The following is a 21,543-nucleotide window of genomic DNA, read 5'->3' as shown; positions in this document are numbered from 1 at the left end:
ACAAATTGAAGGGATAGAGCGTGGTGGCGGGCGCGGCGAGAGCCTGCGACCGCGGCGCCGAACGGCGCCTGCCGCTTGCGGCACGGGCGACATGGAGCAACGCATGATGGGGGAAACATCGAAGGGCGGCGTCAGACCGACGGAGGAAGTGCTGCGTCAGCGACTGATTGCGCGGCGCAGCGACTATGAGCGCTCGCGTGGCGAGGCCGGCATCGGTGGGCGTCTCAATCAACGCGGCACCACCAACCTCTGGGTTCCGGGCGCAGACCGCCCCGTCGGCGGGCACTTGCGCAGACTTCTCACGCGTCGTCCCGTCACCGCCTATCTTTCGATGGCGACCGTCGCCGGGCTGATATTCGGCGGGCTCGCCCTGATGCTGTCAGACGATCGCTCCGATGCCGGTTCCACGGTACGGGTCGCCGAGACGACCACCGCCGCCCCCTCGCCTGCATCGCCAGAAACGGCCGCGGGAACTGTCCGCGCGTCCGACCTCCCGGTTGCCGACATCGGGGCTGTCGCCGCTTCCGGCACGCCGGCCACGACGCGCGATCCGGTGATTGCAGCGGCCGCGCCGGTCATGACGGAAACCGCCGAGCGTCTCCGACCAGCCAGCGACGATCTGCCGGCAAGCGAGGCGACATCGGGGACGATCATCACGGACGAGGCGGCAGCGGCGCTGGCCCTGCGCCTGCCGCCCGCCGACGACACGCTCGCCATGGCCGAAGTGCCCGACCGCCTGCTGACGACGGGCAGCGTCCTGCCGGCGGATGCTGCCGGATCACCGCAGCCCGCGGCCGGCAATACGACCGAGACCGCAGCCGGTAACGATACGTCGGCGACCCAAACGGTGGCCGAGGAAGCTGCTGCCGAGGAAGAGACCCCCGATGCCGCTTCGCGTGCCGCCACGGTCAACGCCAGCGTCAACATGCGCGAGCGGCCCGAGAACGACGCCACGATCGTCGCCGTCCTGCCTGCCGGCAGCGCCGTCGAGATCATCGACTGCGACCAATGGTGCGAAGTCGCCGCGTCCGGTGCACGGGGTTTCGTCTTCAGGCGCTTCGTCGACGACGCCGACGGCTGAGCCAAACTGACCCTGCAGGTTTAATGCCGTTTCGACCACCTGCGGAACAGGCTGGGCTTCTTGTCGATCTTGTGCGTCTTGCGGCTTGAGCTCTTGCCCAGCGTGTCGGCTACGCGGGCGCCCCGCAGGCCGAGCGGCTTTTCCGGCAGGTCGGTTGTGTCCGCCGCCGTCTGGTGCTCCATCTCGGCGTTGATCTCCGCGCCGATGATGAAGATCAGCGAGGAGATCCACACCCACATCATGAAACCGACCACGGCGCCGAGCGAGCCATAGGTGGCGTTGTAATTGGCGAAATTCTGCAGGTACCAGGAGAAGCCGATCGAGGCGAGCAGCCAGACCACGGCGGTCAGCACCGCGCCGAACAGCACCCAGCTCCAGCGGGCGCGATTGCGGCTGGGGCCGTAGCGATAGATCATCGCGATGGCACCAACGATGAGGATGAACACGACGGGCCATCGCAGCGTCGAGATCAGCACCTCGCTCCACCGGGACAGCCCGACGACCGACATCACCACCGGCAGGACGCCAACCGCGGTGATCAGCACGATGCCGATGAAGATCGCGCCCAGCGTGAAATACAGCGCCACGACGTTGAGCCAGATGAAGCTGCGGTTCTCGATCTCGCCATAGGCGATGTTCATCGCCTCGAACAGCGTCTTGATGCCGTTATTGGCGAACCAGAGAGCGAACAAAAGGCCGGTGAAGAAGCCGATCGACAGGTGCGCGCGGTCCTGGCCGACCAGCGTGTCGAGCTGCGACTGCAGCATCTCGGTACCCGCCTGCGGCAGGAACCGGCCGATGAAGGCGATGTGGCCGCTGATCGTGGCCGGATCGTTGACGAAGCCGTAGAGCGACACGAACACTGCGAAGGCCGGAAACAGCGCGAGCAGGAGATAGAAGGTCGCGCCGGCGGCGACCAGCATCACCCGATCCTCCCAGAACGCCACGTAGATCCGCAGCAGGATGTCCTTCCACCCCTTCCACGGGATCGAATAGGGCCGCAGCGCATCGCGGCCCCGCCCCGGCTCGCTCGCGCGTTGCCGGGTTTCCTCATCCGTGTGGGCCGCGAACCGTCCCGTCATCCCATGTCCTTCCGGATACCCGGTACCATCCGACCAGCATTTGCCGTGGTCTGGCACCGTCCGCCATCAATGCCACAATTCCGGCACGGTTCCGATCGCATGCCCGACCGATCGCCGCAGGAAATTTCAAGCTTGGGCAGGAAATTTGACGTTGCGGTATGGACAGGCGCGCGAGGCCACCGTAATACTCAGAGGTATTTATTCCTTTCCTGCCGTCGCGGGTCCCGTCATGTTCTCTCACGACCGTATTTGGGCAGCCATCGATGCCCTGGCCGCGCGCAACCGGATGTCGCCCTCTGGCCTGGCGCGGCGGGCGGGGCTCGACCCTACCACCTTCAACAAGTCCAAGCGTAACGCGGTCGACGGGCGGCCGCGCTGGCCCTCGACCGAATCGATCGCCAAGGTGATCGAGGCGACCGGCGCCAGCATCGACGAGTTCACCAGGCTGATGCGCGGCGAGGCCCAGGCCACGGAAACCAATGGTCACCGGCCGGGCATCACGGTGCCGCTGATCGGTCTCGCCCAGGCGGGCGATGGCGGCTTCTTCGATGACGCCGGCTATCCGGCGGGCCAGGGCTGGGACGAGATATCGCTGCCTGCCAAGCCCGACGAGGCCGTCTATGCTCTCGAAGTGTCCGGCAATTCGATGATGCCGCTCTACCGTGATGGCGACATCGTCATCGTCTCGCCGGCATCGTCCATTCGGCGTGGTGACCGGGTGGTCGTCCGCACGAAAGGGGGCGAGGTGATGGCGAAGATCCTGCAGCGCCAGACCGCGCGGACGGTCGAGCTTTCCTCGGTCAATCCGGACTATCCCGACCGGCAGTTCGCCGTGGATGAGATCGAGTGGATGGCGCGGATCCTCTGGGCCAGTCAGTGAGCCTGGGGGATCGGCTGCAGCGCGACGCCGGCATCGCCGCCGGGCTCGTCGGGCTGGCAGCCGTGTTTCTGCTTCTGGCTCCCTCGCCCGATGCCCCGGGCCCGCAAGAAGTGCCGGCGTCCGCGGAAGCCGAACCGGAAGTGACGCCCGAGGACCCGCTGGTCGTCAGGCCGGCCCGCAACGTCGCGCCGCCGGCGATCACCCAGCGCGGCGACCTGGACCAAACGCCGCTGCGGCGCGTGCAGCCGCCGCCCGCCGCCGCGGAGCCTGAGAGTAACACTGAGGAAGAAGCCGCAACCTACGCGCCGTCGGACATCAGGCTTCTCGCCCAGCCGGTGGCAATCGACGCTGGCCGGATCGCCATCGGCGAAAGCTTCGTCACGCTACCCGGCCTCGCGGCGCCGGATCTCGCTCGACGCTGCGGCAGCGGCGCCGACGAATGGCCCTGCGGGATCCGGGCGCGCACCGAGTTGCGCGCCTATCTGCGCGGGCGCTCGATACGCTGTGCGGTTCCCGACGATTTCGGCGAGGCGGAGGAGACCGTGGCGACGGCCTGCAGCCTCGGCGGCAGCGATATCGGCGAATGGCTGGTGCGCAACGGCTGGGCCGAGGCCGCCGTGGGCGGCCCCTATGTCGACGCCGAGACCGAGGCAAAGCGCGAGCGACGCGGCCTTTGGCGGTGATCCCGCGAGGCCGACGCCCCGCGATCAGCCTGGCGCAACCAGCCGGCCTGCCAGGGCCTCGCGGATCAGCGCCCGCGTCTCGTCGATGCCGTAGAGCGCCGCGAAGGAGCCGAAACGCGGGCCCCGCTGCTGGCCGATGAGGATCTGGTAGAGCGCCTGGAACCACTCGCCGGTGACGCCCGGACCGCCCTGCGGGCCGGTCTTCTTCAGGTCCTGGTAGCGTTCGATCGGGCGGGCAACGTCGAGCACCGCGTTCTGGATCGCCTCGCCGTCGGCATCCTTCGCAAGCGTGGCGAGCTTGGCATCCAGGGCTTCCAGGGCGCCGCGCTCGACCTCGTCGGGCAGCCGGAAGACCTTGTTCGGGCGGACGAAGTCCTCGTAATAGCGCAGCGCATAGCCGACCAGCCGGTCGAGCTCGGGATCGCTTTCCGCGGTCACGCCCGGCGCGTGACGGGTGATGAATCCCCACAGCACGCCCGGCTCGTGGGCGTTGGATGCGCTGACGAGGTTGAGCAGCAGGCCGAAGGACACCGGCAGCTGGATCGCCGGCGGGTTGCCCGAATGGATGTGCCAGACCGGATTGCCCAGCCGTTCCTTCCAGGCCTGGCGCGGATAGGCTGCGAGGAACTGGTAATATTCGTCCACGGCGCGCGGGATGACGTCGAAATACAGCTTCTTGGCCTGGCGCGGACGCTGGAACATGTAGAGCGCCAGGCTCTCGGTCGGCGCGTAGGTCAGCCACTCGTCGATGGTCAGGCCATTGCCCTTCGACTTCGAGATCTTCTGGCCGTTCTCGTCGAGGAAGAGTTCGTAGACGAAATGCTCGGGCGCCCGTCCGCCGAGCGCTTCGCAGATGCGGTCATAGACGCCCATGTTCGGACCGTGGTCCTTGCCGAACATCTCGAAATCGACCCCGAGCGCCGCCCAGCGCGCGCCGAAATCCGGCTTCCACTGCAGCTTCACGTTGCCGCCCGTCACCGGCAGCGTCGTCTCCGCGCCATCCTCGTCGTCGAAGGTGATCGTGCCGGCCTCGGCGTCCACCTTCTTCATCGGCACGTAAAGGACGCGGCCGGTCTTCGGCGAAATCGGCAGGAAGGGCGAATAGGTGGCGCGGCGTTCCTCGCCAAGCGTCGGCAGCATGATCGCCATGATGGCGTCGTAGCGCTCGGCCACAAGCTTCAGGATCGCGTCGAAACGGCCAGACCGGTAATAGTCGGTGGCGCTGGCGAAATCGTAGTCAAACCCGAACGTGTCGAGGAAACGGCGCAGCATCGCATTGTTGTGATCGCCGAAGCTCTCGTATTCGCTGCCGAACGGGTTCGGCACGACGGTCAGCGGCTTGTGCATATACTGCTCGAGCAAGGCACGATCCGGCACGTTCTCCGGCACCTTGCGCATGCCGTCCATATCGTCGGAGAAGCACAGGAGCCGCGTCGCCACCTTGCCCTCGGTCAGCACCTCGAAGGCGTGGCGGACCATCGTGGTGCGCGCCACTTCCCCGAACGTGCCGATATGCGGCAGGCCGGACGGGCCGTAGCCGGTCTCTAACAGCACCTCCGCCGGCATCCCCTTCGCCTCGTACCGCTTGAGAAGCTTGCGCGCCTCCTCGAAGGGCCAGGCGTTGGAGGCGAGCGCCTCGTCGTGAGACGGGCGGTCGCCGATTGGGGCCATCGGGCTCTGCATGGGTCGTCCTTGCTCGTTTGGTCCCTTGCGTGTGGTATCGCCGGCATAATGCGGTCGCGGCGACAGAGCGAAGGGATGCCCGGTCTAGAAAGAAGCCGCGAGCCCGTCAACAAAGCCGCTGCGCGGGGGTTGCGCGCCGCCCGGCCGCACCTAGATCGCGGAGATGTCCCGACCGCGCGCGCCAGCCCGACGGGCCCCGCCAAAAGACTGCGGGCGCCGCCAATTTTGGCCTCGGCCACACCAGCCCTGCCTTCCAGGATCACACCCTCAGCAAGGAGACCCCGTCGATGACAGAGCCCGGTCCGCAGGAAGCCTTCGTCCACCTCATGGTCGCGATGGCCACCGCAGACGGAACGATCACCGACAAGGAGTTGCGGGAGCTCGGCGACCTTTTGCGGACGCTGCCGGTCTTCGAGGGGTTCGACATGGCGCGGCTCGACGAGATCGCCCGCCATTGCGGGGAGTTGCTGGGGCAGGAGGACGGTCTCGACAGGATCATCGCCAACGTTGTGTCGGCGGTGCCGCCCCGGCTCTACGAGACCGCCTATGCCCTCGCCGTCGAAGTGGCGGCCTCGGACGTGGCGGCCTCCCAGCCGGAACTGCGCTTCCTCGAAATGCTGCGCGACGGCTTCGAACTCGACCGGCTGGTCAGCGGGGCGATCGAGCACTCGGCGCGGGTGCGGTACCGACGGCTTTGAGGCGCGAGCCTCAGAACGGGCTGACCGGGAAATAACGCAGCAGCAGCTCCGAGAAGCGCTGCTTCTGGACGATCTGGCCGATGGCGTAGTCGATCGAGCGCGCCAGCGTCGTGTCGTTCGGGGCGACCGCGATCGCCAATCCCTCCCCGAGGTAGCGGTCGGAAAAGAACGGCCCGTCGGAAAACACGCAACAGGCCTCGGCGGCGTCGCTTTCCAGCCAGAACGACAGGCTGACCCCGTCGCTGAAGAAAGCGTCGACCCGGCTTTCCTTGACGGCGGCCAGCGCTTCCGCGCGGGTGGCGAAATTCTGCCGCGTCACGTCCGGAAAGAACGCGCCCAGCATGGCCGCATGGGCGCTGCCCTCCTCGACCGCTACTGTCTTGCCGGCGAGAGCCTCAGCGATAGGGCTCGGCAACGGCCGGTCCTTGCGGGTAACGAAGCGTGCCGGATAGCGCAGATACGGCTCGGAGAAGGCAAGGCTCGCACGCGTCGCCGGCGTCATCGCCATGCCGGCGACGATCGCTTCTCCCTCCCCGCTTTTCAGCGCGTCCACCAGATCGCCGAACGGCATCGCCTCGATCTGGCAGCGGGACTGGATGTCGAGTTCCTCGCAGATCGCGCGCACCAGATCGACGTTGAAGCCGGCGAGCCGGGCGCGCTGGTCGAGAAAGTTGAACGGCGGATAGTCGGTCGTTGTCAGGAAACGTATGCGCTGGCGGCCGCCGAGATCCGGCTTGGTCATCCGCTGGCGCTGGTCGTAGAAGTTCGGCGTCGCCACGGTCTGGGCGTTTCCGACGCCGGCGAGCGGGAGCAGCAGGAGACAGATGAGCGGCAGAAGAAGATTCAACTTCCGCGGGAGGTTTTCCCTCATAGGTTAGTTTCCCCTAGGTCAACGCCCATTCACGATAGTCGTGCGCGGCCCTGGCGAGCCCGTCGGTCGTGCTCCGGTATTCCATCAGGTGGAACCGATGCGCGACGATGTTTCGGATCACCCGGCCATGTCGGGCGGACCTTATGTGCCCCCGCCCCTGCCATGCAATGGGGCGAGCGGCAGCTTTCCCCCAGTGCCGACGCGTTCCGTATTGCACGTCGCAAGACGGCCTGCGCGTCACGACGAGGCAGCTGCCGTCCTCGGGCTTGAACCCTCGGTAATTGCCGAGGCACGGGCCGAAGCTGCCAGAAACGGCACCGACCTGGCCGCCGAGCTTGTCGCCGCCGGGCACTGCGATGCCGAGACGCTGGCTGCCCGAATGGCAACGCGCCTCGCCCTGCCGGTGGAAGCGATCGCTGCCGGCGATCGGATCATCGGCTTTGCGGCAAACGACCGGACGGCCCTGCCAAGGCTGGTGAAGACCTGTGACGCGCGGCTCGACACCAAGCTGTTCCTGCTGCCGCGGCCCGACGGGCTGGCGCGTCTCCGCGCGTTTCTGGCCGCCCGGCCGGATTTTGCGCGCCGGGCCCGCGTCACCACCGACGGCGACGTCAAGAGGGCACTCGCGCAGCAAAGTGAGAGGCAGCGGCTGCATGCCGCCACGGAGAGCCTTGCCGCCACGCATCCGCGCCAATCGGCCCGCAACGTGCTGGAGCCCGCGCAGGCGATGGTCCTGACCCTGCTGGCCTGCGGCTTGCTGGCCGCCGTAGCCCACGTCCCCTCCTCGACCCTCTTCTTTCTTCATTTGATTGTAGGCACGCTGTTTGCAGCGGCTCTTTGTCTGCGCCTGGCGGCCGTCCTGGGGCGCGTTCAGGTGACGCCGCAGTTGACGGAGCCCGACGAGCCGAAGCCCCTCTATTCCGTGCTCGTGGCGCTCCACCGGGAACGCGGTGTCGCCGACCGTCTGATCGATGCGCTATCCCGCCTTGATTGGCCGGTCAGCCGCCTGGAGATCAAGATCGTCTGCGAAGCCGATGATCCTGACACTATATCGGTGGTGGAACAGGCGATCGACCGCCGCCCGCAATTCGAGATCGTCAAGGTGCCGGCCTCGGAGCCCCGGACGAAGCCGAAGGCACTGAACTTCGCCTTGCCGCTGACAGCCGGGGAATTTCTCGTGCTCTACGATGCGGAGGACGTGCCGCACCCGGGGCAGCTGCGCGAGGCCTATGCGCGCTTCCGGAGCGGTCCGGGAGAGCTTGCGTGCCTGCAGGCGCCGCTCGTCGTGGGCAATGGCGGCAACAACTGGCTCGCGGGCGTCTTCGCGCTCGAATATGCCGCCCTGTTCCGCCGGCTGCTGCCGTGGCTCGGCCGCCACGGCCTGCCGATGCCGCTCGGCGGCACCTCCAACCATTTCGTCCGTGCCCGGCTCCTCGATGTCGGAGGCTGGGACTCCCACAACGTCACCGAAGATGCCGACCTCGGCATGCGGCTTTGCAGGAAAGGCTACCGGATCGAGACCATCGGCCTGCCGACACTGGAGCACGCCCCGGAGAAACTGGATATCTGGTTCCGCCAGCGGACCCGCTGGATGAAAGGTTGGATGCAGACCTATCTGGTCCATATGCGCCAGCCGGTGCTGCTGCTTCGTGAACTCGGAGCCCGCCGCTTCCTGACGTTCCAACTGCTCTTCATCGGGATGCTGGCTTCTTCCGTTGCGCACCCGCTGTTTCTCGCGGTGGCCGGTGCAGGGCTGGTTCGAGCGGTGGCGCAGGGAACCGACAGCGTCTCCTTCGGTGCGCTGCTGGCACTCGACCTGTTCAACGCGGTCGGGGGCTACGCACTTTTCGTCGCCTTGTCCAAGCAGGCGCTGGACAAGGAAGAGGGAAAGCTGGTGCGGTATTTCCCGCTCGTGCCGATCTACTGGGTGATGATCGCGGCAGCGACGGTGCGGGCCCTCGCCCAACTATTCACTGCCCCCCACCGCTGGGAGAAGACGCCGCACGACATGGCGTCCCGCGCCATCCCGCACGACGCGCGTTACCGGCTTGATCCCCGTGTGGATGCGTGACGAATGCGCGACGTCGCGTGTGGGTCTCTAAGGGTCCCTTCCCGTGGGATGGCGACCAATACCGACGGCAGCGATCAGCCCACTCGAGCTCGAGCCGGTCGCCGTGACGCAGTCGTTGCATTCGATCAACTGGGCGCTGGCAATATCGTGGATCTCGTTGTGCTGATGGCTTGAGTCGGTGATCCACCGGCCGGTGAAATTCATGATGCAGCCGGCGCTTATCGCCTCGCCGCGTTCATCAAGGTCCTGGACTTCGTCGGCGATCCACCCGATCCCGGCACCGATCGAGTTGCCGACGGCGCCGCCCGCGAAGGCGCCGACCGCGATCATGGCCGCAACGATGATGAGGCAGACCAGGGCACCGATGCCGAAGGTCGCCAGGCCGGCGGCGACGCAGATCGCGGCGCCAATCGCCGCACCAGCGATCGCTCCCGCGACGGAGCCGGCAGCCCCGCCGACAGCGGCATAGTCGCCGATCCGGGATCCTATCTCGCAGTGGAAAGCCGGTTGGCCGGAGGCTGGATCGATGACGGTGAAGGCCGGACCCCCGCCCGGCGCCCCGCGGGTGCGGACGATATCGACCGTGAGGCCGGCGCCAGCGGGTCCGAGTACCGCCAATGACGATCCGCCGAGGTTGAAGGTCCAGTCATTGTCATGAAAGGGCGGGTAACCGGTGTTCTTGCCGGCACACAGGACGCAGCCCGCCATGGTGATCTCGGCCGGGTTCTGGACGAAAAGCCGGTCGAACCAGTTGACGGCGAAGCCGATGAAGAAGCCGAGGATGGCCCCCGCGCCGGCACTGATGAGGATTACCGCCAGGGCGAGCAGGAAACCGGGTCCGGTGGCGAGAGCAATCTCGGCCGCGGCGAGAAACCCCGCGGCGCCGAGGATGCCGGCGCCGCCGAGCACCCATTTCAGAACCCGTTCGGCCGCGGCGTCGCTATTGCCGGCGCCGTCGTGCCTGGTGCTGCAGCCCGCCATTTCAGCCTCCCCGGGTGATCGTCAGGGTCACGCCGCCGCTGGGTTCCCCACCCTGCCTGACATTGATGTTGAAATGCCCCGGCGGGCCGGGATCATCCGGCGCGTCGGTATGAAAGGTCACGTCTCGGAAGGCTTCACCCGGCTGGAAGATGAAACTCGGCGGGTCGACATGGGCTGGCCAGACGACAGTGCGCCCGGCGAACACCGTGTCGGGATGGAAATCCTTTCCGGTGGCGTCGTCGAATTCGTAGGAATCCACCGTGACCTCGACGCGGTGGCAGTCGGCGTGCCCGCCGGTGGCGGCCCTGGCGACGGCCGCCCTCGGCCGAAGCCGTTCGTTGTGCAGCCGATAGAAGACCAGCCCGGCTGCGGCCGCGATCGCGTAGAAGGCAAGAACGGAGACGGCATAGCTGTGGCCCATCCCGCCCTCGTGGCCGACATGGGCGTAGAGCAATGCGCCGATCGCGCCCAGGGCACCCCACCCGTAGATCGCCCGGCGATAATCGAGATAGGGGCCTCCCCCCTCGTCCACCGGCGGACAGTCACGCGGGTAGCGGTTGAAGATCCGGATACTGCGATCGACCGGCGACTGGGCGGCGTGAACCTGGGTGTTGTTCCAGCCGAGATTGTTGGTCGGGTTGCCGTCGTTCGGGTGCGCAAGCTCGACTTCGATACAGTAGTGGCCAGGCGTCGCGGGCGTGCGCCAAGGCACCGTGACGATGGCCGTGCCGGGCCAGATCGGGACGTTGGCGACGCGATCGGCGATTGCGTGCCGGGTTTGGCTGCCCGCACCGAACTCGATCCACCGGATGCTGACCGCCGTCCCGTCGGCCGGCTTGTCGCGGGAGCTGTTGTGGACGGTAATCTCCACTGTGTACTCGGTGTCCGCGGTGAGATCGTAGGTGTATTGTTCGACGCCGCCGCTCAGGATCCGCACATCCGGATTGTCCCATGTCACGGGCTGATTCAGCTGCATCAGGAGGAACTGGCTGTAGATGCACGGGTCCGGCTTGCGGATCAGATGTCCGGGCACCGTGACGCAAGGATCGCCGTAAGGCGTCTTTCCCCGCCGGAGTATCTGCCACGCCTTGCAGAACCAGCATGCCCGCCGGAAGACGCCGAGATTGTCTCGACCTGCTGCGCTCTGTCGACCACAACACCCCATGCGATCCTCCAAAACAGCGACTTCACGCGCTGGCAGGTGGTCCGTCGGCTATCAGGTTGGTCCGCGCGAGGATGAAAACAGGAGCCGTATCCTCGAGACGGCAGCATCCAGCAGGAACCAGGTCAGCAGGAACGCCGCGCATTCCAGCGTGAAGCTCTTGAACTTGTAAAAGAACTCGGCAATCACCCACGCTATCGCAAAAACCGGCAATTGCTCTATGAGCATCGCTCGCAACGTCAGAGACCTGACCAGAGCGTACATGGCCGCCACCTCTATTACATTACTTTACTTTACGTCACTATAGACTAGTTCTCGGCGTGGAGCAATATTACGACTTCCGAGTCAAGTTGGATCGTTCGGGCTCGCCCTGCGGAGACCGCGTGCTGGAGGCTTGCCGATGAAATCTGCCGACCACGCCCTATATCCCGGGATCAAAAGCAGGATTGATCGAAATGAGCGTCGCCTTCGTCAAGGAACCCAATGACAGCCAGGTAGAGGTCCTCCCGGATCGCGAGCTGGGTGAGGATCTCAACATCGTGACCGCCAATGGTCTGGCGTTGATCGACAAGGAGATCGCGACGCTGGAAGCCAATCTCGAGGCGGCCCGCCTGGCGGACGACAAGATTGCTGCCGCCACCATCAATCGGGACCTGCGCTATTGGCGCGCCCGACATGCAACGGCGGAGGTGGCAGCGCCGGATCATGATTCCGAGATCGTCCAGTTCGGAAGCCGCGTGACGATCGAGCGGCCCGATGGCCGGCGCCAGTCTTTCCGCATCGTCGGGATCGACGAGGGCGACCCGGCGGCTGGCCTCCTCTCCTATCTTGCTCCGCTGGCGAAGAGTCTCATCGGCAAGGAGGTCGGCGACGTGGTTAAGGCCGGCGCCGATGACGCCGAAATCGTCGAGATATCCCACGAGGTGTAGTCGCCGGCGAGGATGGTGCGGTTCCCGGCATCCCGCCAATGGGAGGGTCTCACGCCTCCTGGCCGCCGAAATTCTCCACCAGCGCGTCGATGAGGACCCTGACCTTCCGTGGCAGATATGCCCCTGGTGGTCGAACGACGAAGATCCCGTATTCCGTCGTCTCATAGTCGGGAAAGAGGCGGACAAGCCCTCCCCTCGCAAGTGCGTCGGCGACGAGGAACGAGGGCGCGTCGACGATGCCGAACCCGGCAATCGCCCATTCGATCGTGGCGCCGCCGCTGTCCGACCGGAGGCGGCCGCGCGGGCGGATCGCCACCTGACGACCGCCGGACCTGAAGTGCCATTCCGGCGTGAGCCGGCCTTTGTAGACCAGACATTCGTGATTCATCAGATCCTCGGGCACGAGGGGTGTGCCGTGTGCAGCCAGATAGTCCGGGCTGGCCGCCACCACCGAGTGAAAGCGACCGATCTGACGGGCAATCAGACCGGAATCGCGCAGGGTTCCCATACGGATCGCCGCGTCATATCCCTCGCTGACCAGATCGGTCAGACGATCGTCGAACGACACGTCCAGCTCGAGTTCCGGGTGAAGCCGCGCCAGATTCGCAAAGACGCGCGTGAGACGACATCCGCTCAGCGCTTCCGGCACCGAAAGACGCAAGAGCCCGACAACCGCGCGGCCATCCCGCGCAACCGCGTCGCGTGCTTCGTCGAGCTCGCCTAGGATCCGCTCGCATCGCTCCTTGAACTGCAGTCCGGCCTCCGTCGGGCTCACGCCGCGGCTGGTCCGGATCAGCAGCCGCGTGCCGAGATCGGCTTCCAGCCGTGCGATGCGCCGGCTGACAATCGACTTGGAGACGCCGAGCCGTGTGGCGGCGCGGTTGAGCCCGCCGGTCTCGATCACCTCGACGAGGCTTCGCAGATCCTCGAGTTCGTTCATCCAGGTGTTCCATCTGATGCAACATCGCAATGCGCAGGATGCGCCTTCTGAAGCATGATGTGAACCGCTAGCTAGGAGGCACCGTATCTCCAAACCTCTGAGGTTCCCGATGTCCACCGTTCTCGCGATCACCAGCAGCGCCCTGGGCGATGCTTCCGTGTCCAACCAGCTGGTCGACGAAGCCGTTACCGTGCTGCGCTCGCGCGATCCCGGGCTTCGCGTCACCGCCCGCGATCTCGGCCAGAACCCGGTTCCGCATTTCAGCCTGGACTCGGCGACCGCCTTCGGCAGCGCCGAGCCCGCCAACGATGCGCAGGCAGCCGCCCGGTCACTCTCCGATCAGCTGGTCGGTGAAGTCCGTGCCGCCGACCTGATCGTCATCGGCGCACCGATGTACAATTTCGGCATCGCCTCGACGCTCAAGGCCTGGTTCGACCACGTGCTGCGCGCCGGCGAGACATTCCGCTACAGCGCCGCCGGTCCGGAAGGTCTGCTCACGGGCAAGCGCGCTCTGGTGATCGAGACACGGGGCGGCAAATATTCCGAGGGTCCGGCAGCCGTGATGGATTCGCAGGAGCCGCATCTGCGTACCCTGCTCAACTTCATCGGCATCAGCGACGTCACGTTCGTCCGGGCCGAGGGCCTCGCCATCGATCCCGACACCAGAAGCGCCGCCATAGAGGCAGCGCGGCTGAAGATCGGCGAGTTGGCCAACGAGCCGCTGCTGGACGCCGCCTGACCCCGCAAAAGAAGGTTCCGTCTTCGGGAGTATCGTCGGGGAAGTGCCTGGAGCGGGCGATGGGGATCGAACCCACGACATCAAGCTTGGGAAGCTTGCGTTCTACCGCTGAACTACGCCCGCAACGGCCGGAACCTAGCCGTGCCGACGAGCCGGCGCAAGCGGAATTCGAGGAGGCGTAGCGACCTGCCGGCAGCCCATCACCTGCCCTTCACGAAGGCAGGATACGCCCGCCTCAGGCGGCGAGCGCGGCGGCCTCGCGGGCGAGGCGGGTGACGGTGTCCCAGTCCCCGGCCGCGACGGCGGCTTTTGGTGCGAGCCAGGAGCCGCCGACGCAGATCACGTTCGGCAGGGCGAGATAGTCGCGCACGTTGTCGATCGAAATGCCGCCCGTGGGGCAGAAGCGCAGCGACGGGAAGACCGTTGCGATGGAGCGCAGGAATGCCGCGCCGCCGATCTGCTGTGCCGGGAAGAACTTCAGGATCTCGTAGCCTTCCTCGATCATCGCCATCAGCTCGCTGGCCGTCGCCGAGCCGGGCAGCAGCGGCACGCTCGACGAACGGGCCGCGTCGAGCAGCTCCATCGTCGCGCCAGGCGAGACGATGAACTTGGCGCCTGCCGCTTCCGCCTGGTCGAGCTGCTTCGGCGTCAGGACGGTGCCCGCACCACAGATCGCCTCGGGCACAGCCTCGGAGATGGCGCGGATCGCGTCGAGGGCCGCAGGCGTGCGCAACGTCACCTCGATCGAGCGGATACCGCCGGCGACGAGAGCGCGCGCCAGATCGACGCCTTCGGCCGCGGTCTCCACCGCAACGACGGGCACGACCGGCTGGGCGGTGAGTATCTCGAAGAGACGCTTGGTGTTCTGAGCCATGGATTCCGACCGTTTGGAACGCGGGAGGGAAAGGCCGGCTCTACAGCATGAGGGCGTGGAGCGAAAACGTTTTCTCCGCCCGCGCCGCCGGAGACACCGCGGCGCCGTGCCCGTCGGTGGACGGTGCCGGCGGGCTTACCAGCCGCCGTTGAAGGTGCGGTAGAAGATGTGCTTGCCGATCTTGTCGACACGCTCCATCGCGCTCGCCCAGCGCGGATGCACGTAAGTGGCGTGATAATGGGTCGCCGACCCGACCTCGTTCAGCCAGATATCGCCCTTGGTGACCTGCTCGGCGACGCGCTTTGCGCGCGACCAGGCGCTACGGTCGGCGACGCGTGGACGGCTGCCGTCGCAGGCGAAGGAGAACTGGCAGCGATTGCGCCAGTTCTTGTTCTGGTAGACGACGCCGCAGATCGTCTTTGGATAGGCCGGATTGCGCACACGGTTGAGGATCACCTGCGCGACGGCCGCCTGGCCTGTCGTGGATTCGCCGCGCGCCTCGAAATAGATGCCGTTGGCGAGGCAGTTCTGCTCCTTGGCGCTGAACGCGCTGGCGGCCAAGGGCGTCGCCGCCCACGCATGATCCTTGTCGCCGATCGGCGGGACGAAGGCTTCCGGCTGTTCCTTGAGGATATTCTCGAAGAGCGAGGTGGTGCGGCCGGAAGGCGCATAGCCAAGGGCGCCGGTATCGTCGGTCGACGGCTTCAGCGAAGCCAGCATGACGCCGCCGTCGTCAAGGATCTTCGGCGGGCCCTTGAGCTGGAAATTCATCGCGACGGTCATCGCTTCCTGGGTCGTCTGTGTCACCTTGGAAAAGGCGAGGCGCACCCGCTCGGCGGGGCCTATGACCCTCGGTCCGAGCAGGCTCTGCCGCTCCAGGATCGAGCCGGCGGAGAAGCCGCGCGGCGGCAGCGACTCGGCGGGTGCGAGCGAGATGACGCGGGCACCCTTCTCGGCGCGGCGCACGCGGCTTTCGTCGGGTGCCGCGAAAGCCTTCTGCGGTGCATCGAGGGTGAAGAGAGCACCGTCGCCGGCACGTACGCCCGCGCCTTCCGGAAGCTCTCCGCGCCGAGGACCGACGAAGGCGATCTCCGCGGCTTCGATCGATCCGGCGGGGGATGGAACGAAATAGGCTTGCCAGCGATTTGCCTGTTTGACGCCGCCGAGAGTGCTCGTCATGTCCTGATAGGCGATGCTGCCAGTGGAGACGGTGACGATCACTGCAGTGCCTGCACAGAGAACGGCGGCGCGGAGCGCGCGCTTCAATGTCCGAGCTTGTACGCGCGGTGCGGCCTGCAGCCCCTCATCCCCCATTCATGTCCCCATCGTCTTTGGCATTTCGTTCAACGGCTGTCGTTGAACATTCCCCATTAACCTTAGTTCTTGGTTAACAGAACGTGGTGATTTCAAGACGGACGCTTGCGTTTTGGCGCGAAGGGGTTGTCGGTTTTGCGCAATCCGAGGCGGATCGGCACCCCGAAAAGCTCGAAGCTTTCCCGTAAACCATTGATTAGATAGCGGGTATATGATGTCCCCAGAGCCTCCGGGCGGGATGTCGAAATCATGAAGGTCGGTGGCCGGCTCTTAACCTGCGTCATATACTTGATGTTAACCCGTCGCCCCGCGACAGCCGGCGGCGGGTGGTGGCCGATCGTCCGACTCAGCCACTGGTTAAGCTTTGCCGTCGAGATCCGGCGGTTCCAGACTTCGTGGGTTTCGACGATGGCCTTCATCAACCGGTCGATCCCCTCGCCGGTCTCGCCCGACACGGTGACCGCCTTGACGCCCCGCGCCTGCGGCAGCAGCCGTTCGGTCTTCTCCCGCAGTTCCGCCAGCACCGGCTGGCGGTCCTCGATCAGGTCCCATTTGTTGAAGGCAATCACCGGCGCCCGCCCCTCGCGCACGATAAGGTCGACGATCGACATGTCCTGGCGCTCGAACGGGATGGTCACGTCGAAGACGATGACCACGATCTCCGCATATTTGATCGCCCGCAGCGCGTCGGCCACCGACAGCTTCTCGAGCTTCTCCTGGATCCGGGCCTTGCGGCGCAGACCCGCCGTGTCGAACATCCGGATCTTGCGGCCGCGCCAGTCCCACTCGACCGAGATCGAGTCGCGGGTGATGCCGGCCTCCGGGCCGGTCAACATGCGGTCTTCGCCGAGAAAGCGGTTGATCAGCGTCGACTTGCCAGCGTTCGGGCGTCCGACGATGGCGATCCGCAGCGGCTTGGTGTCGTCGTAGGGCGGCGCCTCGGGCTCCTCGCCGTCTTCGCCTTCTGCAACGAGTTCGGGCGCTTCCTCTTCCCACCATTCCGGCTCGTCTTCGGCCAGCGGATCGGCAAAGGCCTCCACACCAAGCGCCTCAACCAGCGCGTCCCGCAGCTCGGCCATGCCCATGCCATGCTCGGCCGAGATGCCGATCGGCTCGCCCAGCCCGAGCGAATAGGCATCCAGCACGCCGGACTCCGCCCCGCGCGCCTCGGCCTTGTTGGCGACGAGGATCACCTTGGCGGCGGTCCGCCGGCACAGCTCGGCGAAATCCAGATCCTGCGGCGTCAGACCGACCTTCACGTCGACCATGAACAGGACGCAGTCGGCCGCAGCGATGGCGATCTCGGTCTGGGCGCGCATGCGCCCTTCCAGCGTTTCCGCCCCGGTGATCTCCAGGCCGGCCGTGTCGATGATCTCAAACTCGAGATCCATCAGCGAGGCCTCGCCGGAGCGACGGTCGCGCGTGACGCCCGGCCGGTCGTCGACCAGCGCCAGGCGCTTGCCGACGAGGCGGTTGAACAGCGTCGATTTGCCGACATTGGGTCGGCCGATAATGGCAATGGTGACCATCGAGGTCTCCGCGCTCCTCCGGAGCGATGGGGCGGCGGGCTGTGAGCCCGTCGCCGGAAAAATTCTAGTTCACGGTGCCCTGGGGCGCCACCGGATCGCCGGCGGGCGCGGCGGGCTCGGACACTGCCGGCGGGGTGCCGGATGGTTCCGGGGTATCGCTCGCAGGCGCCGCATCTTCGACAGCCGGGGCAGCGCCCGAGGGTAGCACGTCCGCGCCGCCGAGACCGAGATCCGTCGTCGGCAGGGTCACCGTCGGCGCGGCACCGGCGGCCGGCATGCCGGTTGCCGGCGTTGCGGTGTCCGGTGCCAGGCCGTTTTCAGGCGCGGCGGCACCCGTCGCCGGCGGAGCCGGCGTGGCCGGCGCTGCGGGCTGGGCCGGCGGCACCGGCGCTTCGGCCGCAGGCTGGTCGGCCGTCGGCTGCGGCGCTGCGGGGGCAGCGCCTTCGGCGGCCGGTGCCCCTGACGCGATGACGTCAAGCATCAGCCGGGCCCGGGCCGAAATGCCGTTGGATGCCCCCGCATCGTCGACGAGCTGCTGGAACAGGCCGGATGCGGTCTCGGTGTCGCCGGCCTTCCAGGCAGCCAGCGCGATGGCTTCCCGCGCCGGGAACCGCAGCGGCTCGCTGTCGCCGGTAAGCCGCTCGACGCGGGCACGCACGTCGTCGACCGTACCGCTGTCGACGAGGATGTAGGCCGCACGTACCGCCGCCATGTCGCGGATCGGCTGCGGCGCGCTGGAGTCACCGGCAACGGCGTCGAAAGCCGCGACGGCCTCCTGGGGCTGCCCCTGTGCCTCCCGAACCGAACCGATGCGCATCCGCGCCAGATCCGGATAGGCGCCATGACCATCCGCGATCAACGCCTCTAGCGCCGCGACGGCTTCGTCCGGCTGGCCGGCGGCAGCCAGATCGAGTGCCACAAGATACCGGTCGCCCGAGACATTGGCCTGGGCTGCCTGGTAGCGGTCCCAGCCGACATAGGCAGCGGTCGCAACGAGCAGGATGGCAACGCCGATCAGCAGCCAGCGGCCGAACTTCGACCAGGCCTCCTGGACCTTGTCCTGGCGCAGTTCCTCGTTGACTTCCCGGATAAAACTGTCGTCGCTCATCCACCCACTCTTTTGCGATAAGGCTGCGTGGTCGCTCCACCGGGTCCGGCGGACGCCTGCACGTCATGGGCGTCTTCTAACGACTTTTCACGGCTATGAAAGGGTTGGCGGCACGTTCGGTCAGGCGATCGGTGCAACGCCGAACAGCCATTCGTGCAGGCCGCCGATGAATATCGCGGCGAGGACGAGGCCGATACCGACCGCGGCGATGTCGCCGCCATAGCCTCTCGCGACGGGTCTGGCGGCGGGTCCGGTGCGCCCGAGCGCGTTGATGTAGTCGACGATCCCCCAGCCCAGGAAGCCGCCGAACAGGACCAGATCGGCCGCGGTAGCGTTGGCAAGAAGATGACCGAGCGCCCACAGCGCAATGCCCAGCACCATCGGATGCCGGACGGCGGCCTTGATGTGGCCGGTCGGCACGTAGGCGCTCACCACCAGCACGAAGGCCACTGGCACGAGAACCAGCGCCAGATGCCGCAGTCCGCCCGGCGTTTCCCACAGCGGCAGGCCGCCGATCTTCGCCTGGCCGTAGCCGTAGCCGACCAGCAGGATGCCGACCAGCGACAGCACCGAGTAGGCGCCTTTGTAGCGGCCTTCCCCGAGGCGGTCGATCATCCGATCGCGAGCGGATTCGGCAAAGATCCGCACCGAATGGATTCCGAGGAAGATGATCATCCCCGTCACCAGGATCAGCATGGCAGTCCCCTCTTCGCGCCGGCCGATCGACCCTGATCGCATAAGGCGATGATAGGCAAGATCCGCCCTCTTGTCTTGGCGCCATCCGTCGCGGCAGAACTACTCCCGCGAACGGCCGACGCTGCGGGTAATCGATTTAAGGTCGGGCCCGAATGGCGATGCCGGGACGCGAGCTTTTGATGGAGCATGACGAATGGGCATGACGGACACGTTGGCCGCCGCGATCGGCGCAGTCGCGATCTACGCGGGTCTCGCGATCCTGATCCTGGTGTGGCTGGCGGTGCAGACCGGACGCGTGCGCCAGGCGGAGAAGGTTTCCATCGGCGACGGCGGCAACCTGCGGCTGATCCGCGTCATGCGTGGCCATGCCAATGCGCTGGAGTTCATCCCGGCCACGCTGATCGCGATGCTGCTTCTTGCCTTGATGGGCGTGCCGCCGCTCCTGATCCATCTGCTGGGCCTGTTGCTGATTGCCGGGCGGTTCATCCATGCCCTGCACTTCACCGCCGCCGATGCGCCGCGCTGGCAGCGGGTTGCAGGGACCGCCCTCTCCTTCTTCGCGCTCGGCGGCGCCGGCCTCGCGGTGCTGGCCGCCGGCGTCATGTCGCTGGCATGACGGTTCCGACGATCCGGCCGGCAAGGCGCGAAGACGTCAGCGCGATCGTCGCACTCCTTGCCGAAGACGACATCGGCGGCGCCATCGATACCGGCGCAGCGGCGGATCTGCCGCTCTACGAGGCCCAGTTCGAGCGCATCGCGGCCAGTGCAACCGAATTCCTGTTCGTGGCCGAAATCGAGGGGCGCGTGGTCGGCACGTTCGAGATCGTCATCGCCCGCAGCCTGCCGTACCGGGCCGCAACGCGCTGCATTCTGGAGGCGGTGCAGGTCCATCCGGCGATGCGCGGGCAGCGGATCGGCGAGGCGATGGTCCTGCGGGCAATGGAGGAAGGCCGCGCCCGCGGCGCCGACGTGATCACGCTGACCTCGAACGTGAAGCGCGAGGCCGCCCATCGCTTCTACGACCGGCTCGGCTTCGAGCGCAGCCATGTCGGATTCAAGCGCGCGCTCTGAGAGCGCGCGCTGTCGATGAAAACGTACCTCAGAGCGCCGCTTCGACCTTCTCGGCGACTTCCGGCGCGACCCAGGCCTTCCACACTTCCGGCTCGGTATCGAGGAAGTACAGCGCCGTATCCTCGCCGGTCGCCTGGTTCTCGTCCTTCCAGGCCAGCAGCTTGTTGACCGTGTCGTTGCCCCAGGTCCGGCGGTCGAGATAGGCCGCTGCCTGCGGTGCGCTATCCGCAAGATCCTTGGTCACCAGCGTGTAGACCTCGGCCGGCGTCCAGGCGTTGATCTTGGGCGCTGCGCAGTCCGGCTGCGTGGTGCAGGACTTCCACTCGGCCTCGTCGAAGGGCACGTCCCATTCGAGCATCTTCATCGGGTAGCGCCCGATGATCGGCGTCGGCGACCAGTAGTAGCCCAGCCAACCGGTCTGGTCCGAAAAGGCCTTGGCGATCGATCCGTCGAGACCCGCCGACGAGCCTGTGTCGACGAGATCGAAGCCCTTCTCGCCGGCGCCGTAGGCCTTGAAGAGATTGCCCACCATGATCTGGCAGCCCCAGCCGGCCGGACAGTTGTAGATCGCCCCCTTGGTCGGGTCCTCCGGCGATGGGAACAACTCGGGATGCGCCAGCGCGTCGGAGACCTTTTGAATGTCGGGATGGGCATCGGCGATGTACTGCGGGATCCAGAAGCCCTCCTCGCTGCCGTCCTCCAGCACCTTCGCCGCATAGGCGATGCGGTTGTCCGCCACCGCCGCGTCGATCTGCTCGCGGAACTGGTTCACGAACATTTCCGGCGCCACGTCCGGCTCCGCCTTCTCGGTCATCGAGGTGAAGGTCGGCATCGTGTCGCCGGGCACCAGCACGGCGTCGCAGCCATAGCCGTTCTCGAGGATGAACTGGTCGATGGCGGCCATGACTTCCGCCGACGCCCAGTTCATCGAGGCGATGCTGACGCTCCCGCACTCGGCGTCCTGGGCACTGGCCACGGCCGGCATGGCGACGACTCCGGCAAAGGCCGCGCATGCGGCAAGGATGGTCTTCATCTGAGCTCTCCGATCGGACACTGACGGGTGACGGTATCATCGCCTTCCGGGAGCCGGAAATAGTCGCCACCTGCGTCCCGCAAAGAAGCGCCGCACGGCGATTTCTTGGCCTTCACCA

Annotated in this window: 22 protein-coding genes and 1 tRNA gene; 9 read left to right on the top strand and 14 right to left on the bottom strand. The window is 66.5% G+C overall.

Annotated features, from left to right (window positions below; translation table 11 throughout):
• The first annotated feature begins 103 nt into the window (after nucleotides 1–103).
• A complete protein-coding gene (locus tag GGR03_RS19515) occupies nucleotides 104–1,081 on the top strand; it encodes an SH3 domain-containing protein (RefSeq protein ID WP_183210433.1) in 978 nt (325 codons plus the stop codon).
• Nucleotides 1,082–1,101: 20 nt separating this feature from the next.
• Here the strand turns inward: GGR03_RS19515 and GGR03_RS19510 are convergent, their stop codons facing one another.
• Complete coding sequence (locus GGR03_RS19510; protein ID WP_183210432.1) at nucleotides 1,102–2,163, bottom strand: YihY/virulence factor BrkB family protein; 1,062 nt, start codon at nucleotides 2,161–2,163, stop codon at nucleotides 1,102–1,104.
• 229 nt (nucleotides 2,164–2,392) lie between these two features.
• Here GGR03_RS19510 and GGR03_RS19505 point away from each other — a divergent pair, with 229 nt between their 5' ends.
• Both GGR03_RS19505 and GGR03_RS19500 read left to right on the top strand, forming a co-directional pair.
• Nucleotides 2,393–3,043, top strand: a complete 651-nt coding sequence (locus GGR03_RS19505; RefSeq protein WP_183210431.1) for a S24 family peptidase — start codon at nucleotides 2,393–2,395, stop codon at nucleotides 3,041–3,043.
• Nucleotides 3,040–3,726 carry a thermonuclease family protein gene (locus GGR03_RS19500; protein WP_183210430.1) on the top strand — a complete coding sequence of 229 codons (687 nt, stop codon included), beginning with the start codon at nucleotides 3,040–3,042 and terminating at the stop codon, nucleotides 3,724–3,726. The genes GGR03_RS19505 and GGR03_RS19500 overlap by 4 nt, the downstream gene beginning before the upstream one ends.
• Before the next feature lie 24 nt (nucleotides 3,727–3,750).
• Here the strand turns inward: GGR03_RS19500 and GGR03_RS19495 are convergent, their stop codons facing one another.
• Entirely contained in the window at nucleotides 3,751–5,409 is a 1,659-nt protein-coding gene (locus GGR03_RS19495) for a lysine--tRNA ligase (RefSeq protein ID WP_183210429.1), read from the bottom strand.
• A gap of 287 nt (nucleotides 5,410–5,696) precedes the next feature.
• Here GGR03_RS19495 and GGR03_RS19490 point away from each other — a divergent pair, with 287 nt between their 5' ends.
• Nucleotides 5,697–6,107: a tellurite resistance TerB family protein gene (locus tag GGR03_RS19490; protein WP_183210428.1), complete on the top strand. Its 411-nt coding sequence runs from the start codon at nucleotides 5,697–5,699 to the stop codon at nucleotides 6,105–6,107.
• A gap of 10 nt (nucleotides 6,108–6,117) precedes the next feature.
• Here GGR03_RS19490 and GGR03_RS19485 read toward each other — a convergent pair whose 3' ends face one another.
• Entirely contained in the window at nucleotides 6,118–6,954 is an 837-nt protein-coding gene (locus GGR03_RS19485) for a transporter substrate-binding domain-containing protein (protein ID WP_246368250.1), read from the bottom strand.
• Between the two features lie 121 nt (nucleotides 6,955–7,075).
• On the opposite strand from GGR03_RS19485, the gene GGR03_RS19480 reads away from it, so the two are divergent.
• Nucleotides 7,076–9,049 (top strand): glycosyltransferase family 2 protein, encoded by a 1,974-nt coding sequence (locus GGR03_RS19480; RefSeq protein ID WP_246368321.1) that lies wholly within the window; start codon nucleotides 7,076–7,078, stop codon nucleotides 9,047–9,049.
• A 27-nt stretch (nucleotides 9,050–9,076) separates the two neighbouring features.
• Here the strand turns inward: GGR03_RS19480 and GGR03_RS19475 are convergent, their stop codons facing one another.
• The 3 genes from GGR03_RS19475 to GGR03_RS19465 form a co-directional block, all read right to left on the bottom strand.
• Nucleotides 9,077–10,030 carry a hypothetical protein gene (locus tag GGR03_RS19475; protein WP_183210425.1) on the bottom strand — a complete coding sequence of 318 codons (954 nt, stop codon included), beginning with the start codon at nucleotides 10,028–10,030 and terminating at the stop codon, nucleotides 9,077–9,079.
• A gap of 1 nt (nucleotide 10,031) precedes the next feature.
• Nucleotides 10,032–11,063: a hypothetical protein gene (locus GGR03_RS19470; RefSeq protein WP_183210424.1), complete on the bottom strand. Its 1,032-nt coding sequence runs from the start codon at nucleotides 11,061–11,063 to the stop codon at nucleotides 10,032–10,034.
• 183 nt (nucleotides 11,064–11,246) lie between these two features.
• Nucleotides 11,247–11,456 (bottom strand): hypothetical protein, encoded by a 210-nt coding sequence (locus GGR03_RS19465; RefSeq protein ID WP_183210423.1) that lies wholly within the window; start codon nucleotides 11,454–11,456, stop codon nucleotides 11,247–11,249.
• Nucleotides 11,457–11,647: 191 nt separating this feature from the next.
• Here GGR03_RS19465 and GGR03_RS19460 point away from each other — a divergent pair, with 191 nt between their 5' ends.
• Complete coding sequence (locus GGR03_RS19460; RefSeq protein WP_183210422.1) at nucleotides 11,648–12,121, top strand: GreA/GreB family elongation factor; 474 nt, start codon at nucleotides 11,648–11,650, stop codon at nucleotides 12,119–12,121.
• Between the two features lie 49 nt (nucleotides 12,122–12,170).
• Here GGR03_RS19460 and GGR03_RS19455 read toward each other — a convergent pair whose 3' ends face one another.
• Nucleotides 12,171–13,061, bottom strand: coding sequence for a LysR family transcriptional regulator (locus GGR03_RS19455; RefSeq protein WP_183210421.1), 891 nt, complete (start codon nucleotides 13,059–13,061; stop codon nucleotides 12,171–12,173).
• 109 nt (nucleotides 13,062–13,170) lie between these two features.
• Between GGR03_RS19455 and GGR03_RS19450 the strand changes: the two genes are divergently transcribed.
• Entirely contained in the window at nucleotides 13,171–13,800 is a 630-nt protein-coding gene (locus GGR03_RS19450; protein WP_183210420.1) for an FMN-dependent NADH-azoreductase, read from the top strand.
• Nucleotides 13,801–13,848: 48 nt separating this feature from the next.
• Here GGR03_RS19450 and GGR03_RS19445 read toward each other — a convergent pair.
• The 6 genes from GGR03_RS19445 to GGR03_RS19420 form a co-directional block, all read right to left on the bottom strand.
• Nucleotides 13,849–13,923, bottom strand: a tRNA-Gly gene (locus tag GGR03_RS19445).
• 112 nt (nucleotides 13,924–14,035) lie between these two features.
• A complete protein-coding gene (eda, locus tag GGR03_RS19440; RefSeq protein WP_183210419.1) occupies nucleotides 14,036–14,674 on the bottom strand; it encodes a bifunctional 4-hydroxy-2-oxoglutarate aldolase/2-dehydro-3-deoxy-phosphogluconate aldolase in 639 nt (212 codons plus the stop codon).
• 135 nt (nucleotides 14,675–14,809) lie between these two features.
• Entirely contained in the window at nucleotides 14,810–15,940 is a 1,131-nt protein-coding gene (locus GGR03_RS19435) for a cell wall hydrolase (RefSeq protein WP_183210418.1), read from the bottom strand.
• Between the two features lie 140 nt (nucleotides 15,941–16,080).
• Complete coding sequence (gene der / locus GGR03_RS19430) at nucleotides 16,081–17,517, bottom strand: ribosome biogenesis GTPase Der (protein ID WP_183210417.1); 1,437 nt, start codon at nucleotides 17,515–17,517, stop codon at nucleotides 16,081–16,083.
• A 64-nt stretch (nucleotides 17,518–17,581) separates the two neighbouring features.
• Nucleotides 17,582–18,625, bottom strand: a complete 1,044-nt coding sequence (locus GGR03_RS19425) for a tetratricopeptide repeat protein (protein WP_183210416.1) — start codon at nucleotides 18,623–18,625, stop codon at nucleotides 17,582–17,584.
• A gap of 120 nt (nucleotides 18,626–18,745) precedes the next feature.
• On the bottom strand, nucleotides 18,746–19,321 hold the full coding sequence (locus GGR03_RS19420) for an NnrU family protein (protein WP_183210415.1): 576 nt from the start codon (nucleotides 19,319–19,321) through the stop codon (nucleotides 18,746–18,748).
• Nucleotides 19,322–19,532: 211 nt separating this feature from the next.
• On the opposite strand from GGR03_RS19420, the gene GGR03_RS19415 reads away from it, so the two are divergent.
• Both GGR03_RS19415 and GGR03_RS19410 read left to right on the top strand, forming a co-directional pair.
• Nucleotides 19,533–19,937 (top strand): MAPEG family protein, encoded by a 405-nt coding sequence (locus GGR03_RS19415; protein WP_246368248.1) that lies wholly within the window; start codon nucleotides 19,533–19,535, stop codon nucleotides 19,935–19,937.
• Nucleotides 19,934–20,392 carry a GNAT family N-acetyltransferase gene (locus GGR03_RS19410; protein ID WP_183210413.1) on the top strand — a complete coding sequence of 153 codons (459 nt, stop codon included), beginning with the start codon at nucleotides 19,934–19,936 and terminating at the stop codon, nucleotides 20,390–20,392. Before GGR03_RS19415 ends, GGR03_RS19410 begins: the two co-directional genes overlap by 4 nt.
• Before the next feature lie 28 nt (nucleotides 20,393–20,420).
• Here GGR03_RS19410 and GGR03_RS19405 read toward each other — a convergent pair whose 3' ends face one another.
• A complete protein-coding gene (locus GGR03_RS19405) occupies nucleotides 20,421–21,425 on the bottom strand; it encodes a glycine betaine ABC transporter substrate-binding protein (RefSeq protein WP_183210412.1) in 1,005 nt (334 codons plus the stop codon).
• Nucleotides 21,426–21,543: the final 118 nt, after the last annotated feature.

The organism is Aurantimonas endophytica (genome assembly GCF_014196845.1).
Classification (GTDB): Bacteria; Pseudomonadota; Alphaproteobacteria; order Rhizobiales; family Rhizobiaceae; genus Aurantimonas; species Aurantimonas endophytica.
The sequence above is the reverse complement of the archived record's forward strand: the minus strand, read 5'-3'. Positions and strand labels throughout refer to the sequence as shown.